16 protein-coding genes and 1 pseudogene are annotated in these 16,930 nt (G+C 40.6%); 10 read left to right on the top strand and 7 right to left on the bottom strand.

The genetic code is table 11. The annotated features are described in order from the left end of the window. The coding region (locus JZO70_RS20930; protein WP_242704062.1) for an Rpn family recombination-promoting nuclease/putative transposase at window positions 1-599 on the bottom strand (599 nt) is incomplete at its 3' end. Between the two features lie 1,038 nt (window positions 600-1,637). On the opposite strand from JZO70_RS20930, the gene JZO70_RS20925 reads away from it, so the two are divergent. Both JZO70_RS20925 and JZO70_RS20920 read left to right on the top strand, forming a co-directional pair. Next, window positions 1,638-2,051, top strand: a complete 414-nt coding sequence (locus JZO70_RS20925; RefSeq protein WP_207675640.1) for a hypothetical protein — start codon at window positions 1,638-1,640, stop codon at window positions 2,049-2,051. Next, the gene (locus JZO70_RS20920; protein ID WP_207675639.1) at window positions 2,029-2,289 is read left to right on the top strand and encodes a hypothetical protein; all 261 of its coding nucleotides are present in this window, start codon (window positions 2,029-2,031) and stop codon (window positions 2,287-2,289) included. Before JZO70_RS20925 ends, JZO70_RS20920 begins: the two co-directional genes overlap by 23 nt. A 473-nt stretch (window positions 2,290-2,762) precedes the next feature. On the opposite strand, the gene JZO70_RS20915 is transcribed toward JZO70_RS20920, so the two are convergent. From JZO70_RS20915 to JZO70_RS20890, 6 genes are all read right to left on the bottom strand, one after another. Continuing rightward, window positions 2,763-2,855, bottom strand: a complete 93-nt coding sequence (locus tag JZO70_RS20915; protein WP_347565217.1) for a type I toxin-antitoxin system Fst family toxin — start codon at window positions 2,853-2,855, stop codon at window positions 2,763-2,765. Between the two features lie 96 nt (window positions 2,856-2,951). Further along, window positions 2,952-3,542 carry a DUF2922 family protein gene (locus JZO70_RS20910; protein ID WP_207675638.1) on the bottom strand — a complete coding sequence of 197 codons (591 nt, stop codon included), beginning with the start codon at window positions 3,540-3,542 and terminating at the stop codon, window positions 2,952-2,954. Between the two features lie 60 nt (window positions 3,543-3,602). Next, on the bottom strand, window positions 3,603-3,986 hold the full coding sequence (locus JZO70_RS20905) for a hypothetical protein (RefSeq protein ID WP_207675637.1): 384 nt from the start codon (window positions 3,984-3,986) through the stop codon (window positions 3,603-3,605). Between the two features lie 226 nt (window positions 3,987-4,212). Continuing rightward, window positions 4,213-4,473, bottom strand: a complete 261-nt coding sequence (locus JZO70_RS20900) for a DUF2922 domain-containing protein (RefSeq protein WP_242704061.1) — start codon at window positions 4,471-4,473, stop codon at window positions 4,213-4,215. A gap of 2 nt (window positions 4,474-4,475) precedes the next feature. After that, window positions 4,476-4,703 carry a hypothetical protein gene (locus JZO70_RS20895; protein ID WP_207675636.1) on the bottom strand — a complete coding sequence of 76 codons (228 nt, stop codon included), beginning with the start codon at window positions 4,701-4,703 and terminating at the stop codon, window positions 4,476-4,478. A gap of 424 nt (window positions 4,704-5,127) precedes the next feature. Continuing rightward, window positions 5,128-5,913 (bottom strand): hypothetical protein, encoded by a 786-nt coding sequence (locus JZO70_RS20890; protein ID WP_207675635.1) that lies wholly within the window; start codon window positions 5,911-5,913, stop codon window positions 5,128-5,130. A gap of 577 nt (window positions 5,914-6,490) precedes the next feature. Between JZO70_RS20890 and JZO70_RS20885 the strand changes: the two genes are divergently transcribed. The 8 genes and pseudogenes from JZO70_RS20885 to JZO70_RS20850 form a co-directional block, all read left to right on the top strand. Continuing rightward, on the top strand, window positions 6,491-7,597 hold the full coding sequence (locus JZO70_RS20885) for a tyrosine-type recombinase/integrase (protein WP_207675634.1): 1,107 nt from the start codon (window positions 6,491-6,493) through the stop codon (window positions 7,595-7,597). A gap of 390 nt (window positions 7,598-7,987) precedes the next feature. Then, entirely contained in the window at window positions 7,988-8,368 is a 381-nt protein-coding gene (locus JZO70_RS20880; protein WP_207675633.1) for a DUF1149 family protein, read from the top strand. 104 nt (window positions 8,369-8,472) lie between these two features. Then, window positions 8,473-10,149 (top strand): glucosaminidase domain-containing protein, encoded by a 1,677-nt coding sequence (locus JZO70_RS20875; protein ID WP_242704060.1) that lies wholly within the window; start codon window positions 8,473-8,475, stop codon window positions 10,147-10,149. A 187-nt stretch (window positions 10,150-10,336) separates the two neighbouring features. After that, window positions 10,337-11,155, top strand: coding sequence for a DivIVA domain-containing protein (locus JZO70_RS20870; RefSeq protein WP_207675631.1), 819 nt, complete (start codon window positions 10,337-10,339; stop codon window positions 11,153-11,155). Window positions 11,156-11,170: 15 nt separating this feature from the next. Beyond that, window positions 11,171-12,043, top strand: coding sequence for a DivIVA domain-containing protein (locus JZO70_RS20865; RefSeq protein ID WP_207675630.1), 873 nt, complete (start codon window positions 11,171-11,173; stop codon window positions 12,041-12,043). Beyond that, complete coding sequence (locus JZO70_RS20860; protein WP_207675629.1) at window positions 12,044-12,214, top strand: hypothetical protein; 171 nt, start codon at window positions 12,044-12,046, stop codon at window positions 12,212-12,214. Window positions 12,215-12,341: 127 nt separating this feature from the next. Next, window positions 12,342-13,994 (top strand): hypothetical protein, encoded by a 1,653-nt coding sequence (locus tag JZO70_RS20855; protein WP_207675628.1) that lies wholly within the window; start codon window positions 12,342-12,344, stop codon window positions 13,992-13,994. 51 nt (window positions 13,995-14,045) lie between these two features. Next, a pseudogene (locus JZO70_RS20850) lies at window positions 14,046-16,930 on the top strand (clumping factor A); the annotation flags it as partial.

Genomic DNA, 16,930 nt, shown 5'->3' with positions numbered 1-16,930 from the left:
GTAGAACTGGCATCCTCATTAAGCGAGTAATAATCCGATTTTTTCTGAGCTTCCTTCAAATAATCAGGGGCGTCATCAACTACTTCACCGGTTCTAAAAAAATGTTGCCAATGATAGGCGGCACTGCTTCGATCGATGTTTTTATTTTTCAAACTAAAAAAGCATAAAATAATCAGGTCGTCTCCTTGAGTCGAGCGCAATAGTTCGTGTGAGTCCAAATCCAGAATGCCAAACCTTCTAGTCGCAGGTCCATATTTATCAAACAAATGAAAATCAACGATATTAATGCCATAAGTAGGGCGCACAGCAGAATAATTATTGCTCTTGATGAAATCCTCGATCTCCTGATTACCTAGCGAACTCCGGTAGGCTTCTCCTAAATAGAAGAGGGCCCGCTCAATAAAATAATCGTGAGGCTGGACTTGCATCTCAATGGTTACATGACAACCGTCTTCCGTTTCTGCTAAAATATCGACTTCCGTGCGCATCAGTTCGGGATCTTCTTCGAATGCCTTCTTGTAACTGTCAATGTGGTAGGTCTCTCTTGGCGTCAGGATCTTAAACTCTTTGCCTAAAATGTCTCGGACAAAAGCCTTCAAAATGTGGGTAGAATCCTTAGAGCACATGATTTTTTTTATGCCGAGGAATCAGTTATTCCGAGGTTTACAAAAAAAGCGCATTAGAACAAGGAATGAATGCTAATTCCTCGGAATAATACTTGCCTGTTTTTCCAAGTCTCGCTCTAAATTAAATAGCTAAACCAATATGAACGTTGGTCTTAAACGCACTCCCTCACTCAAAGAAAAGTTCCTCATTTTCGATACTATATCAAGTTAATACGCAGAACATCCTGTTAAAATAAGGAATATGATGATCCAGAGATTAAAAGATGATCTAGATGTAAAGTTAGTATCGGAATCGTTTTTATCTGATGACAATGGAATAGTGGACAGAATTGCAGTGTTATGTTGAATTTATTCTAGTTTGGTTATTCCGATGTTTACTTTCACAAAAGTCTACAAATCACAATAATTTTCAAATATCGGAATAACTAAATCCTCGGCATAAAAAAATTTATTCCGATATCGGAATAAACTTCTTAAATAACATATCTGATGTTGGTAGAATTTTCAGTTTATTTTCCATTGTCTTTTTCATCCTCTCATTGATAGAGAAGATTTCACCAATAGTATACCACGGCACCATCTTCTCTATCAAAAATTGCTAATAAATTTGCTTACAACTATAAGATAGGCAAAAGAAGGAAAATATTTCCAAAAAAGTAAAAATAATTTCTGATTAGCTAAAAAATTAGTTGTCTACTTGGAAAAGGGGACAGCTTTCCTCTATAAAACTGAAGGAGATTTGTGAACTAACTGATAGAAGAAAACTAGCTTCAAGAATAATCCTGATAAAGGGAAAGTTTGCCAACAGCGATTGTGAATATGCATCTACGATTTTATCTTAACGAATCACCGACACTATAACTTAAGTCTCTGATAACCAATCCAATATAAAGTGTAGATAGCGAGTTTGTATCTTTCACTTTTTGATAGAATGCAACAAATTGACAAAACGTACATTTTGTAATAATATGAAATTATAACTTAGTATGCTAACAAGGGAGGTTTTGAAAAATGGAACAAACGATTCCGGCAACAGAAGCGAGAAAAAATTTTGCCGAAATTCTCGATGAAGCAATCATAAAGCCAGTTTTCATCAATCGTAGAAAAAACGATTATATGACTTTTTCGACAAATCAACTATCTGAATTATTGCCTATTACTCCAGAATTAGATGGCGAGCCTGAAGACTATTCGTTATACATCAAAGAAATCCCTCAAATTGTCGGATTTGGAATGACAATCGATGACACTCTAGAAGATTTAAGCCAGGCATTATCCGACTACTCAAGCATTTACCTTTCAGATTTAGATAAATACTACCAAGCTCCCAACACCAAACCACATCTTCTTTATGTAGTACTGTTTGCTGACATGGATTTAGAAAAGTTCAAGGAGAAAATCAATGCCAAGTTGGAAAGATCTTGAACGGTTTCTAAAGAATGATGGTTGGAAATATCTTAGTAGTAAAAGTGGTATGGATAATTGGTACGAAAAAAGATTAGATAATGGGGAACTGTGGCAGTCAAGAGTCAGTAAAAGCTCTGGAGAAATTGGGAAAAATCAGTTTAAAACAATATTGAAGCAGCAATTGCATTGCAATCAGGCTTATTTCAATAAAGTGAAAAATAAGAAGCCTAAATCGTCAGAACGATTTCCTAAGTAGTCAAAGGTCAATAGTTAGCTGTAGTAAATTTTAGTGTCATCATTGACTTAAAATCTCACTTGAAATTCCTTTGGGGAGATCAGGTGAGATTTTTAACTCTATTAAACACACCATATCCCACCCGTAAAAATGGCTTCGCTAAGGTATTCAAGCACGAATATCTTATCTGTTAAGCTCGGTTCTTTCCGCATGCTTAGACATTTTTCCGAGTGATACATTTCTAGCAAGTCATAAATATATCATTCGAGTGAAACCTTGTTGATGTACTATTCGGCAATGATAACATTCAACCACACCTGCGAAGGGCGCCATCTTCGCAGGTGTTTTCAATATCCTCAATCTCCACGTATAACTACTAAACGACTGACATCATCCAGCTCCCAACTTTAGTCTAGTATTTCCGCAATTAATTATTCAGTTTTCAATGAACGAAGTGCCGCCTGCCAAGTGCCCACCTTCACAGGCAGCGAAGGTCAAGGATCATGATCGTCTAACCAATGCTTGAACCACGCGGTAACAAGTCCAACAATGATTGGTGCTACGATATACTGCATAATGGGATGCACATCATCACCCCCCTTCAATCGGACGGATCATGATCCTGACAAATGATTGATTACTTACGCTAATCTTTGATCAAACTAGCGAATCTTGTGGGCAGATTAATTCAGGTTTTTCTTCTGTCGTTCCTCGGCTTTCCGTTGCGTCCTGCGCCGCAGCATATCCATAATCAAGTTATAAGAATGCGAGTCGGTTTCAGGCTGGGTTCCAGGTGTTCTAGGTTTTTCCTCCAATGCTTTAGGTGTTTCCGGTGTTGCTTTTATGCTTTCTTCTGGCTGATTAAGAGAGACTTGGGGTGCTGCTGGTAGTGCTCGGTAGCTGCTTTGTGCTTGTAATTCTGCTAGCTTCAGGCTTTCATCCACTTCTTCAGCGGGCTGTTCTTCTATCGGTTCATCCACTTCTGGCTTAACTGCGGCCCCATGCAAGACCTCTTGATTCAAACGAACCGGCTGATTAGCGTCGCTGAAATACTCATCACCGTTAAAGACTGGTGTCTCGATGGTTTCCACATATTTCGCGTTGATCGGTTTTTGGAACAGCTTCACGCCGTCTTTTTCGAAAATGTCTAAGCTGGCTAACAGATCTAGTGATTCTCTGACTTCCGCCGGGCTCAGGTCCGTATTAGGATCTTTGACGCTGAAGGTATGTCTTTTGCCGACACTATTTAGGAACTGGCTAACGAGTTTAATCACGTAAATTACTCCTTTCGATTAGTTTTTGCGTAAGAGACAGGACAGTAAAGCGGTAACGGGTCAGGTTGTCGATACTTCAAGCGGAAAGAATTTGGCAAAAGGTGACAGGACGATTGACTTGGCCTTCTCAATAAAATTCCGGACAGGGAACAGGCGTAAATTCAATTGCTTCCACTCCGACGTCTCGAAGTAATCACGGAAGTAAAAAAAGAAATGCTTCATGGTACGGGTTGCTTTGGTTCGCGTAAATAAGTATTTGACTAGATCCTTTAATACCAGAGCAAACTCTTCAGCACCCAGTTGATAACGTACGCGTAACGCAATCAACAATTTGATGGTAGTGGTGCCGTCACGGGACTCCTCATAAAAGTCCATAACGCGCTGCTCGATGGTCTCAAGTTTCAAGTTGAAAATCTGATAGGGTGTGAAGGGTTGCTCTGACATAATGATCTCTCCTCGTAGTTAGAATAATGAATTTTCCAAAAAATAATCTGGTTCTCAAGCCTGGCATCATTCGACTGAACGGCTTCATTTACATAGAAAGGCAATAAACGAATAGTGTTCTTGCCGCAAAAGAACACCCGCTAGCTCTCATAGCTGTGCGCACTTACTAGTAACTAATGAGAGCGGGGTAGATATTCTTACAGACAGTGACTCAGTATTGCAGGTTTTAAGCTCTCGCTCTCACTGCCGCTTCTTCTTCCATATCAAAGACTGGTGTTTCAATCGTTTCGACAAATTTGGCACTCACGACGGTCTCATAGGAACGGACGCCGTCCTTACGGAATAGGTTCAAACCGGTAAATTCAGTTAACAAGGTTTTAAGTTGTGACGGTGTTTTCATCATATCTGGATCTTTAAAGCTTAAGGTCTGACTCTTGCCCATGGCATTTCTAAAGGTTACGACTAATTTCTTCATATTGGTCATCATGATTATTCAGCCCCCTCAGTAAGATCTTTAGTGATGCGTGATTGGACGGTCATGATCACACTGTCAAAGCTGCTTCCTGATTTAGACAGCTCCGCCATAATTTCACCTAATCGAACGACATCTGCTTCTGGTGGGTTATCAATCACATTTTGGAAATTGACTTTCTTCTGTTTGTCTTCGCCTTCTTGTTCGATCAATACTTGTAATTTAGTTCCTAGATTTTGTTTCATGTTTGGTTCCTCCATTTTCTGTTGTTGTTTTATTTGTTTGCTGCTAAGTGGGTGTTGCCCCGGCCGGTGACTAAAATATAAACAATCCCGCAAAAAAAGGCTACGGCAGTTATATCCTAAAAAAGTGAGTTATATCCGGTTTTTTTCATAGATCAAAATGAAAAACCCCATCAAATCAACACTTTTCAGAAAATGCTTTCAGGTATAACTCTCGAAAAAATTATAACTCACGTTTTGATGAAAACAGCGTGAAAAACGCTATGAAAACCTTGTTAAATCAACTCTAATTGGCTAAATTCTGTTTTCAAAAAGAATTAAAATTTCATTGAATTTTTTTGAAGTAGGGGGTAGACAGGAGAATTCTGAAGACAAAAAAAGCGTTGCGAGACCCTGGATCAGGTCTCGCAACGCTTTCGTATGAGTGTTATTTGTATTCTAGTAATAGGTCATGGAGGGTCCTATAATCGAACAGCTCCAGGCCGCTGGCTCTCGTGGTGTCCAGTACGTCAAAGATAAAGCCTTTCTTGATGTAGTGATCACGAAACTCTCCGCGCACAATGGGAAACGTTTGCAGAATTTCGTGCTCGCAAAGAGTATGCACAAAAGGGGTATTGGGTAATTCGATAAAGTCTAAAGGATAGACAGATCCGTGGTCAGTCTGTTGATGCAAATCACGTCTTAAGCAGGCCAAGGCCAGTAAAGCATTGGCGGCGAATTTTTCGATGGTTTCTTTATGGGGTTTGACACAGACCCCGGGGCCACTGGCCATGCTGATGAAGGTTCGTTCAGGGCCATCTTCGCGAATTTCGTAAATGGATAAAGGGTTTAACCAGGTTGCATGTTTTGGTGTTTTTACTGGAAATAGGGCACCCCAGTCAAGAATCATTGGATGAAGGCGTTCTTGGAAGCAGCCAAGCTCGTCCATGGTCAGTCTAAGCACTAAGCGCTCCGCTGACAACCCGAAATCACTCCGCAGCAAGGTCGCAAGGGTTCTATAGTTAGAATGGCAGTATGATTCCTCTCCGTAAACAACAAGGGACTCCTTTTTGCCTGGAATTGGTAAGATCGCGTGGATCGGGTAGATACCACTTCTTGAAAGGAATGGTGAAGCTTCACACAGATATTCCAACCAATCGGGGTCCCAATCCCTGGTATTCAAGAAGGTGTTTCTCTCCATTTTTTCTGGTACATCGATTGTCATGTTTTTCATCTTTTAATGCTCCTTTTTTATAAAATTTCCCCCAACCCACAAGCTTTTCTTCTGCATTGGGTTTACGTAGAAATGATACCACAGCGATTACTACAATTGTTGATGATTTTGATAAAAAACAACAACCTAAAAACAAGTATTACAACACCAGATTATTAAAAAGAGTTTTCAATGATAAAATGTCTAGGAAAACTTAATAAAGTGTAATAAAATAATTGGAAAGAAGTAATCAAAAAAGCCCACGAAAGACAATCGTGGACCTAGAATGATTTTTTCTTTATAAGATTTGTTAAGTGATTTTGAAGAAATTTACAGAGGAATTTATCTTGATCTAGATTAGACTACGAGACTATTGATTAGCTGATCTATTTTTTTCGTTTTTATTATTCTTAACTGTTTTAATTATAGATTAGGTGATTAAAATACGCAATATCTTTTAAAAAAATAATCAATATGAATAAAAAGAAAAAATCACTGATTTTTGAAAATTGTTAGAAACGGCGGTATCATGCGGTTTATTCTATTAGCCGTCAAAAATACCGTCAAAAAATATTTGAATCTGAAGGGATGTAGTTGTATGCGAAGAGGGGAAAATATTTACAAGCGAAAGGATAAGAGATGGGAAGGACGGTATGCTGTAGGTAGAAAATCGAATGGAAAATTAATATATCGTTCAGTTTATGGACGTACGGTGAAGGATGTACAACGGAAGCTTTATCCACTTAAGGCGAAGTACCAGAAAATCATGGATGAACAAGGTTCTTCCCGTATTTCCTTGGAAGAATGGGGTTTTCATTGGTTACACGCGGTTAAACCTGATGTGAAAGACTCTACTTTTGCAAATTACAATCACAAGCTGTGTCATTATGTTATTGCTGTACTTGGTCATTATGCATTGAATGAGCTAAATGAAGCCACTTCTCAACAGTTGTTGGATGATTTGATCCAAAGAGGCTTAAAACCTTCCACTATGCACGTTATTTTTCGTATTGCTAAGCAATGCGCCAATGCTGCAATTGAAAAGAAGTTAATCAATAGCAATCCATTCTCATCAATTAGGCTGCCGAAGGCGATTAAGGTAGTGAATCAAGCTTTGACAAAACAGGAGCAAAAAAAATTAGAAGAAACGGCTATGGCAGAAAAAAACGGACGCGGATTACCTACGCTTTTAGCGTTGCATGCTGGTCTACGGATTGGCGAAGTGGCTGCTCTAGCCTGGTCAGATGTTGATTTTGAAAACGGGCAGATCAATGTCAAATCCACCTACCAACGGATCTTTTCCGTGTTCGGTGAACAAAAGACAGAGTTGATTTATACTAGTGCGAAGACAGCCTCTTCCATCCGCTCAATTCCTATGAGTAATGCTTTAAGAGAGGCTTTGTTGGAGCATAAAGAGCAATCTGTAGGGGAGTTTGTCTTCTCAACAAAGGACAATCCTTTAGAGCCAAGACTGTTGACTTATCACTTCCATAAGATTCGTGAAAAAGCGGGCTTGGATCATGTGCATTTCCATCAACTGCGTCATACTTTCGCGACACGTTGTGTAGAAAGTAGAGCAGATGTCAAAAACGTCAGCTACTTAATGGGGCACAGCTCAGCTTTAATTACGCTGGATACGTACACCGGTTCGATGAAAGAACAGCGAATCGAAGTCGTAAAACAGATGGAACAATCAATTGGATAAAACTTACAAAAAGTAAGCAGGTCTTTTTACGGGAAAGAGTTCTTTTTGTCTCGCGTGTGGTAACGATGCCACACGTGATTTTTATTTCCCGAAGATAATTTTACCAATATAACTCAAAACTCTCATCAATCAAGAGCAAATATGCCAGGAGGTTATTTAATATTTGTAACAATTGTAAAGAATCTGTTATCTATTAGCCGTCAAAAATGGTCATAAGACCTCAGAAACCTTGATATCATAGGCCGGATTGAGTGCTGTCCTAGTCTAATCTAGATCAAGATAAACTAACACCGAGAATCTAATTAATTCTGGACAAATGAATCATTTAATAGTTAGGAAATCCTAACAAAAGTAAATAAGTTTAAACAAACTGTTTAAGGAGGTGACACATTGGATATATTTCGACGCAATCCTCTGGTCGAGTCCTTTCATTACGATCGACTAAAAGAAGAACCAGCGGAACAAGTATTGAACCTGAGTATTCTTCCCCTGGAGACAGAGCAGCCAGAAGCACTAGAACGTCAAACCAGTACCATTGGGCTTCGCTTGGATTTCTCATTAGCAGTAAAGAAATTCCAAGTTTCCGGTACGATAAGCCAAATTAACCACATCAAAGACAAAGTCGTTGAAGAGCAAGAGGATCTAACTGAGGGTGAGTTAACAGAATTAGCAGCACCTTTATTAGAACTTGTTCAACGCCTAACGTTTGATATAAGCGAAATCGTATTAAATGAACCTGGCACCTCCTTATCATTTGATCAGGTATTTTAATACCTTAAATTAAAACTATATAGAAGATATTAAATATATACAAGCAATAACCTGATCAGAAAAAATGATATACGTTAAAAAAAATGGGTAGAGGAGACTATCAATTGAAAAAAAGGCAAAAGTACCAGCGGTTAATTGAACAAGAGATTTTTCGTTCAGGAAATCGCAACAGGCATCCAAAAATAAAGAAAGGAATTATTGGAACCACTACTTTATTAGGTTCAGCGTCTATCGCTTTAAACAGTACTTCCGTATTGGTGCATGCAGCAGAAAGCACAGTTTCAACTGAAAACAAGGCGGCTGCCGATGAGACTGCACCAACTAGTGGCTCGCTGACCTTTGAATCTAAGACGGCTGCTAAACCAGTTGAGGCAAAGGAAGAGCCGCAAACAAAGGAAGGAACAATAAATTCCACACAACCAGAGGAAACAACCAGTGAGAAGACCGAATCCTCTGTCCCTATAGTAGAAGAAACAGAAGAGCAACCAGTACTTGATCCAGTAGAAGAGGAAACTCCGACCCCTGATCCAAGTGAAGAAGTACCAGTACCAACACCAGATCCTAGTGAGGAAGAAGAAAAGCCAGCGCCAGCTCCTGACCCAAGCGAGGAAGAACAACCAGCTCCAACACCAGATCCAGTAGAGGAAGAAACACCTACACCTGATCCGGTAAAAGAAGCAATAAAAGCAGAGGAAATCAAACCTGCCGAACCAGTAGTTGAAGCACCTGCTTCTGAATCAACCTATGAGGTGATTTATCAGAAAGAAGAAGCACCAGAACCAGTAGTGATTCATTCACCAGAAAACGTCGTAGTAACAGGCCCGCAGCAAACTACTGTTAGCGGAGGCTCTATCCGTTTTGACCGTAACCTAACCACAACGGAATTCATTGAAGAAATTGGTGAAGCAGCTCGTAAGATTGGACAGGAAGAAGACTTATATGCGTCAGTCATGATCGCTCAAGCCATCTTGGAATCAGGCTCCGGTGGCAGTCAGTTAGCTCAAGCACCGCATTATAACTTGTTTGGAATCAAGGGTTCACACGAAGGCAAGAGCGTCAGCTTTGCGACGCAAGAGGACACGGGTGGTGGAAACATGACTACCATTCAAGCCAGCTTCAGAGCTTACGACGATTACGAAGCCAGCTTTGCCGATTATGCGAAGTTGATGAAGGAAGGTATCACCGGTAACCCTGAGTTTTATCAGGGAACCTGGAAATCGAATACTGAGAATTATGAAGAAGCAACAGCTTTTCTAACCGGAAAGTATGCGACAGACACTTCTTATAATAAGAAGCTGAACGGTTTGATCGAGACGTACAATCTTACTCAATACGATCAGCCATTGGAAGAAGGGCAAGTAGTCATTCAAGGGCAAGCGACCAATCAAGTAGCGTCATCTGGTTACTTATTACCATTAAATGATTTTGTCGTTTCTAGTCCATTCGGCATGCGAGGCAGCGAATTCCATCGTGGAATTGACTTAGCTGCAGGTGAAGGGACACCGATCTTTGCTAGTAAAGCTGGAACGGTATTAATCGCCGAAGCACATTATTCTTGGGGGAATTATGTAGCGATCCAGCATGACAATGGCGAGGTTACTTTATACGCTCACCAACGGAATTACGCCGTAAGTCCAGGGCAAAGAGTAGAACAGGGTGAAGCAATTGGGTTTGTTGGTTCAACCGGCAATAGTACCGGCAGCCATTTGCATTTTGAACTGTGTCTGGATTCATCGTTAGCAGTGGAACGATTAGTTGATCCAGGAACTGTGCTGTTTTAAATGATTACCTTATTTACGAGATAGGTGCCAGTTCTACTTTTCGCAGTCCTTCAATGTGCGAAAGAAGTCAGCGAACTAGGATCAGAATCTTGTCACGTGAACTTAGTAGAATGGTACTCGTGGCGAGAATCAAACTCATTTTTCCTTAGAAAAATGATTACATTACCAACGAGCTAGGAGGAACAGGATGAAATTTGACTCAGAACAGATTAAAAAGACCACCTTCCCTGTGGCGTCGTTTTCCGGCTACCGGAAGTACGATGTAGATGATTTCCTGCACTATGTAGCCAAGGATTATCGTCGTTTTGAACAGGACAAAGAAGACTTGCAGGAAGACATCGACAGGCTAACAGAAAAGCAGACGAAGCAACAAGAGGAAATGAGCAAGGAGCGATCCCGTTACGTTATTGAGCTGCACGAACAGAAGAAGCGAATGGAAGAATTGGAAGAGCGCTTGAAGAAGGTCTCGCTGGAAAAGGAACAGGAAAAAGTGACCACCACCAGTAGCAGTACCTTCCAAGAAGCCATCCTGATTTCTCAGGAAACGGCCTTAGAAATTGAACGCAGCGCTGAAAAAGAAGGCGCCAAAATTATCGAAGAAGCCCACGTGGAAAGGGGCCGTATCATTAAAGAAGCCAAGGAAGTTCAGTCAGGAATCCTGCATGAAGCCGAAGCCAATCGTCAAGCTGCCCAACAGGAAGTTAGTCGGATGTTAGCCGAAACAGAGCAGAAGCAAAAAGAAATTCAGGAGCACTGCCAACAGGAATTGATGAAGCTGGAACAGGAAAAAGCCGCAATGCTGGAGGAAGCCAAGCACGAATTGCGTTTGCTTACGGAACAAATGGCGCAAACCAAACAGGAAATCGAGCTGGCCAAACGGGAAGAGGTTAACTTCCGCGACACCTTGATCTATGACTACAAAGCAGCTCTGGCGAAGCTGAATGACGTGAAGTGGCAGGAGTGGGAAGCCGCGTTTACTGATAAGCTGCACCAAATCCAAGCGTAGAAAGGAACCAAATGAATGAATTTTGAAGCAGTAGAGCTCCGGCAATTAACCTTTAAGAAGAATCCTTTAGGCGGCTTCCGTCAGGCTGATGTCAATGATTTCCTCCGCAATGTGGCAGATGATTACGAAACCTATGATGAACGGATTCGCCGCTTAATCGAAGACAAAGACAAGTTCGAAAAGGAACTAAGCACTAAAAGAACCGGGCAAAACTTAGCAAGTGTCCAGCTGGAAAATGAGAAAAAAGAGCTGCAACAGAAAGTCCAAAAGCTTGATGCAGAACTGCAACAGCTAAAAGCACAAAAAGCCCATTGGGATGAATTCCAAAAGCTGGAGATCGAATACCAGGACATTCCCAAGATGAAACGGATCGCCCAGCAGACTCTGGAAGCTTCCGAAAAAGCGGCCAATCGCTTGATGGAAGAGGCCGAACGAAAGCAAGCTGAGATTCTGGCTGCTGCCGAACGGCAAAAAAGTAGCTTGCTAGCAGAAGCTCAACAAAAAAGTGAAGCCTTAGTGGCGGATGCCCAACAGAAAAGCAAGACCTTGTTGGAGCAAGCCGAAGAAGAACGATTGCAGCAATTGTTCGAAGCCAAGCTGGAAATCAGCACTTTGGAAAAAGAGCAGGATGATCGAGGGATTGCCATGGATGCTAGACAAGCATTGTTAGAACAAAAGTATCAGGAACTATTGCAGTTGAAAGCCGACATTCACGATGAAGTTCAGACCTTCGCCGGGATGATGACAGCTACCAGACAAGATATTAGTCAGGAATACACCAATAGTATCGAAGCTTTAACGAAGAAGAACGAATACTTGCGGAAATCAGCACGCCCAGAAGTTCTAACGACCATGCATGTGCTGGAACCGGAAAAAGAGGTTATGTAAGTGAAAGAACAGCCACGGACTGCTTCAATCTATGATCCTTTCGTGCTGCGTTACTTGACGCTACAAAAGAAGATCAATCGCAAGGTGATCTTTCTGTACGACTTTAAAGAATACAAGACCCTCAAGGAGATCCTGCTTTTAGCGGAAAAGGTAAAGGAGTTGATGGAGTAATCACTTCACAGCTCCAAATGGTTGTCTTTCCTAATTTTTAGCACTAGAAGAGAATTTCTGGTGCCCTAAACGCGGCCGATGGCGATAAGCATCGGTACTATTTTGTTGGAGAAGGAGAAGTATTTTAGTGGAGCAATTAGTAACCAAGTTAGAAAGATTACTAAAACAAGTGCCGATTGATACGGCCGAACGACATCTATTCTTATCTGTTTCAAACGGCAGTGAACGAGCCATGGTCAAGAATATCCGAGCCGCCAATCTCAATGGCTGCATTGACTGGTTGAAGTCAGAATTAACTACAGCTCATGATAAGAACAAATACATTCGAGTTGACATAGTGAAATCCATCGAAGAATGTACTTATCTGGAAGTCATGCGTAAATTGTCGGTGGTAGCACGAAATAACTTTTTCCGACGAGGAATTGCTTTTGATAAGAAGTTCAATATTGCCTTTTTGCCAGAGGAAATTATGGGGAATGCCTTGATCAAGCCTTCCGTCAATCACAAAGTCGGCTTTAACTCACCGGAGCTGTCCTTCGATCAAAAGAATATCGATGGCTACATGACTCGGAAGTACAAGCAGTCATTGAAAAACAAGATAGCCCAGCGGAAATTTTATGTGTTTGATACGCAAGGGTTTTATTTGGAAGAAGGCAGCTGGCTAACCTTATCGGTTCAGAAGGATCAGGAGGGAATGCGAGGAGTCGATTACAAGGTTTTGCCTCCGTATATCGATGTCGCAATTACTCAAGGTGCAGATTTTCTGCAACGACAGATTCAGGATTCCGGCCAATTTATTTACGGTTACTATCCTACCTATGATTATCAGCTGACGGGCTATAATTCGGTCCGACACTTTTCCAGCTTGTATGCTTTGTTGGAAGCGCAGGAATATCTGAAGCAGGAAAAAGAGCTGGAGGAATCGGAAAAAGGCTTGGACTGGGGATTAGAAAATCTGACGCTTCAAGTCGAGGAGGCTCTCTATATTAAAGAAGAAGCACCTTCAGGTACTTCCTTGAAATTAGGGGCACAGGCTTTGGCGGTTCTAGCCTTAGCAAAATTCCAGACGATTACCGGTAATGACAAATATGAAGCGGCGATTAATCAATTGATCTTAGGTATGGAACGCCACTTTGTGGATGAAAAGGGTGAGACGACTCATATTCTAGATAAAGATTTAGAAATCAAAAAGAAGTTCAACATCATCTACTACGATGGTGAAGCAGTCTTCAGTATTCTGCGAGGCTATGCCATCACCAAAAATGAACAGCACTTGGCACTGGCGAAGAAATTATTCGACCGCTTTGTGGCTAAAAATTATGAACGTTACCACGATCATTGGTTGAGCTACGCTACCAATGAAATTTTGTTATACCTAAAAGAGCAAAAATACTACGAATTCGGCTTAAAAAATGCCTTTGAAAATATGGATTTTATCGAACATCGAGATACCGCCTATCCAACTCTGATGGAATTATTAATGGCAGCCATCAAGATGACAGATCAGCTGAAAGAATCTGACTTTTATAAAACAGGTCAGATAAAAAATTTTGTCTCAAAAACTGATTTTTGGCGGCTGCACCAAGTAGCCATCAAGCGAGCCGCCATTGAGATTGAAAAAGGCGTCATGCATCCAGAGATGGCGATGTTCATGAAACGACCAGACAAAATTGTCCACGGTTTTTACACCCGTCACGATAAGTTCCGGATGCGGATCGATGATCAGGAGCATTTCTTAAGCGGGTTGATTAATTTTTATACGTATTTTTATAGTGAATAACAAATCACTCCATTGGGGAAGAATGTAGTAAAAAAGGGGAGCAGCAAACGTATGAGTAAAAAAAGGAAGTTAATGTATCGGCATGAGCCAATCAAGAAATACCGGATGCATAAGGTGAAAAAGAATTGGGTAGTCAAAAGCGGGGTAGCAGGAGCCATGCTAGTCAGCACTGTTGCTGTGCCCGCAAGTGGGATGGTTGCGAATGCAGCTGAGACAGAGATTGTGGATGGGGCCACTGAAGGAGAGGTACCTACTGTTGCTAGTGATCCGGTGGAGGAAGCTGTGAATAATGCGCTAATGACTCCGGATATGCAGCCAGCTTCAGTTGATAATGTGCAGCGACCGGAGACGAGAGCTACGGAGAATCCGGATGGGTCGACTACTTGGGTGGCTAATCAGGACGAAGGGATAGTAATTCCTACCGGAGTCAATGATATTAATATTATTGATGAAAACGGCAATCCACAACCGCTTACCTCTAATAGTAGTGTTTTCAACTCAGGAATATATTTTAAAATAAATATTGATAATAATTCAAAAAAAATAAAAGTCGGGGACAAAATTATAATACCAATCGTGGTCGATGGACTGGTAACATTGTTTGACATCTTTGAGAATACTACGATAACTGGTTTAGGAATATTGAATGGAAAGAGTGAAGGCGGAGCTGAAATAACGGTTACTGAGGAACTTGATTCTTTAACGAATTTCGAAATAACTCTTCCAGGCAGATCTACCTCAAAAATAGGTCTTCCTTTCTTGTATGACAAAGGCAGTAATAGGTTTATAACTCAGCCAATGAATCTAATTGTGAATGGGGAGACTATCAAGACGTACAGTTCTACTTATTCTAAGGGTCCAGGTTCTCCTAGTCCTCTTTATCGCGATAGTAGCGCCACAACAGCAGCAAATCAGTTGGGAGCATTATTCCTTTATAGTGACTATTCATTGTTGAGAGACTATTTAGACGGAACAAGAATTACTGCAGAGGATAAAGACTTAGTCCAAATTCAACGAATTACTTTCGATGAAGCTTCAGCTGCTGATATATATGATTATACCGGTATGAATGAAGAAACGGCTAGTGGAAATTTTTACGCTCAAGCTTGTTTGCCGAGTCCTAGCGGCGACGGAACAGTTTTCTCAGCTGAGGTAATGTATAGAGCTGGAGTAACTACTGAATATGTGGATTTACCACCAGATGCAAGTGACGAAAAGATTATAGAAATTATGGAACAGTCAAGTGGAGAGACTTATAGTACTGTTAAAAATTCCGATGGCAGTTACACAACTGCTCGGAAAATCGGAACCGGACCAAGTGGATTTAAGTTAACAGATTCTCAAGAGTATATTTCTTCTGGAGCTAATTCACCAGTTGAGTATTTTGAAATGACATTTGGAATCGAGTATGACGATCAACATTTAATAGATACGATAAATTATGTTTATAGGAATCACCCTATTTCTAGTAATGACAGAACTAGATTCTATTTTTCTGATAATAGTTTCCCTCATGAAATGACAGTCACCTACTCGGATTCGTGGGGAAGACAACCTACTACTCCAAGAAAATATAAAACTTCACCCGTAAAAGTAGGAGTCCAAAGATCTAGCAATTTAACTGCAAATTATGAAACTGTTGATGGTGATTTAATAGAATTAAACGAGGTGATTGCTCAAGGTCTTCCTGACGCTGTAGGAATAATTACACCAAAAGAAATTGCTGGTTACGATTTTGTAGAAGTACAAAATGTACCAACAGGTTTTGTTGATAATGGAGATGGTACCTATAACTACACATTTGTTAAAGACACTAACGAACAAGTAACTTTTGTTTACGAAGCCTTAGAACGAACTATAAAAGTAGAAGATTACTTAATAGGTGTAAATGGTGAAAAAACTCTGTTAAAAGATAGAGAATTGAAAGGGACTACGGGCAGCACTTTGCCTATTTTTGCTAATAACTATAGAAACGATGGTTACATTCTTACTAATCAGAGTTTGATGAATACCTATACTATAACTGGTGATGAAGAACAAACCGTTGAATATCACTATAAAGTAGTTGGAAACTGGGATTATGATATTTCAGCGTATAAAGGTTCAGATGATCTAACAGCACTTGCAGATAGACGGTATACAGTAAATACAAATTTAACTTCAGTTGCAGATCTTACAGTAAGTGGTGTACCAGCAGGCTATCATTTAGAAGATGCAAATGGAACTGTTTATCAAAACGGTGCCACAATAACACCAACTGATCCTTTAGTGGATACTGTGCTAACACTCGTGCAGAACGAAGCAACTGTTGACTATTCATTTGTTGACGATCAGGGAGTAGCTATAGAGGGTGTTAACCCTATTGAAGAGACAAGCCTCGTAGGAAATGATATTGAAGATAAGGCTCAAGTAGTTGAAGGCTATTATTTAGCAGAGACTAAGGTTACTGGACAAGATACCAGCAGCACAAGTGATTTAGGAAAAGTAGGAGCAGCAGGTACAGTTGAAGTTGTATACGTCTATAAAGAAATGGGTAGCTATACAATCGTTGATGAGAACGGAGTAGAACTACGCGAGCCCATTAAATATGAAAATCACGAAACTGATCCAACACTGAGAAATCCGGATCAAGTAATACCATATGTTGATGGATACACACCAGTTGATAGCAGCGGAACTCCTTTAGACTGGGTCAATCCTGAAGATGAAACAGAAGGATATAAAGCACCAGAAGTAGCTTCTTTAGACGGAGATACTGAAGTTAAATTTACACAAAATGATCCAGAGAGCGATTCGGACAGTGACTCAGATTCAGACAGTGACTCAGATTCGGACAGCGATTCAGATTCAGACAGTGACTCAGATTCGGACAGCGATTCAGATTCAGACAGTGATTCAGATTCAGACAGCGATTCAGATTCAGACAGTGACTCAGA

Source organism: Candidatus Enterococcus moelleringii, assembly GCF_017377575.1.
GTDB lineage: Bacteria > Bacillota > Bacilli > Lactobacillales > Enterococcaceae > Enterococcus_A > Enterococcus_A moelleringii.
This window is presented reverse-complemented; position numbering and strand designations above follow the sequence as displayed.

Coding starts and splice junctions, on each gene's coding strand:
- JZO70_RS20925 (WP_207675640.1), top strand. CDS start 1,638: ATGGAACAAACGATTCCGGCAACAGAAGCGAGAAAAAATTTTGCCGAA.
- JZO70_RS20920 (WP_207675639.1), top strand. CDS start 2,029: ATGCCAAGTTGGAAAGATCTTGAACGGTTTCTAAAGAATGATGGTTGG.
- JZO70_RS20905 (WP_207675637.1), bottom strand. CDS start 3,986: ATGTCAGAGCAACCCTTCACACCCTATCAGATTTTCAACTTGAAACTT.
- JZO70_RS20900 (WP_242704061.1), bottom strand. CDS start 4,473: ATGATGACCAATATGAAGAAATTAGTCGTAACCTTTAGAAATGCCATG.
- JZO70_RS20895 (WP_207675636.1), bottom strand. CDS start 4,703: ATGAAACAAAATCTAGGAACTAAATTACAAGTATTGATCGAACAAGAA.
- JZO70_RS20890 (WP_207675635.1), bottom strand. CDS start 5,913: ATGAAAAACATGACAATCGATGTACCAGAAAAAATGGAGAGAAACACC.
- JZO70_RS20885 (WP_207675634.1), top strand. CDS start 6,491: ATGCGAAGAGGGGAAAATATTTACAAGCGAAAGGATAAGAGATGGGAA.
- JZO70_RS20870 (WP_207675631.1), top strand. CDS start 10,337: ATGAAATTTGACTCAGAACAGATTAAAAAGACCACCTTCCCTGTGGCG.
- JZO70_RS20865 (WP_207675630.1), top strand. CDS start 11,171: ATGAATTTTGAAGCAGTAGAGCTCCGGCAATTAACCTTTAAGAAGAAT.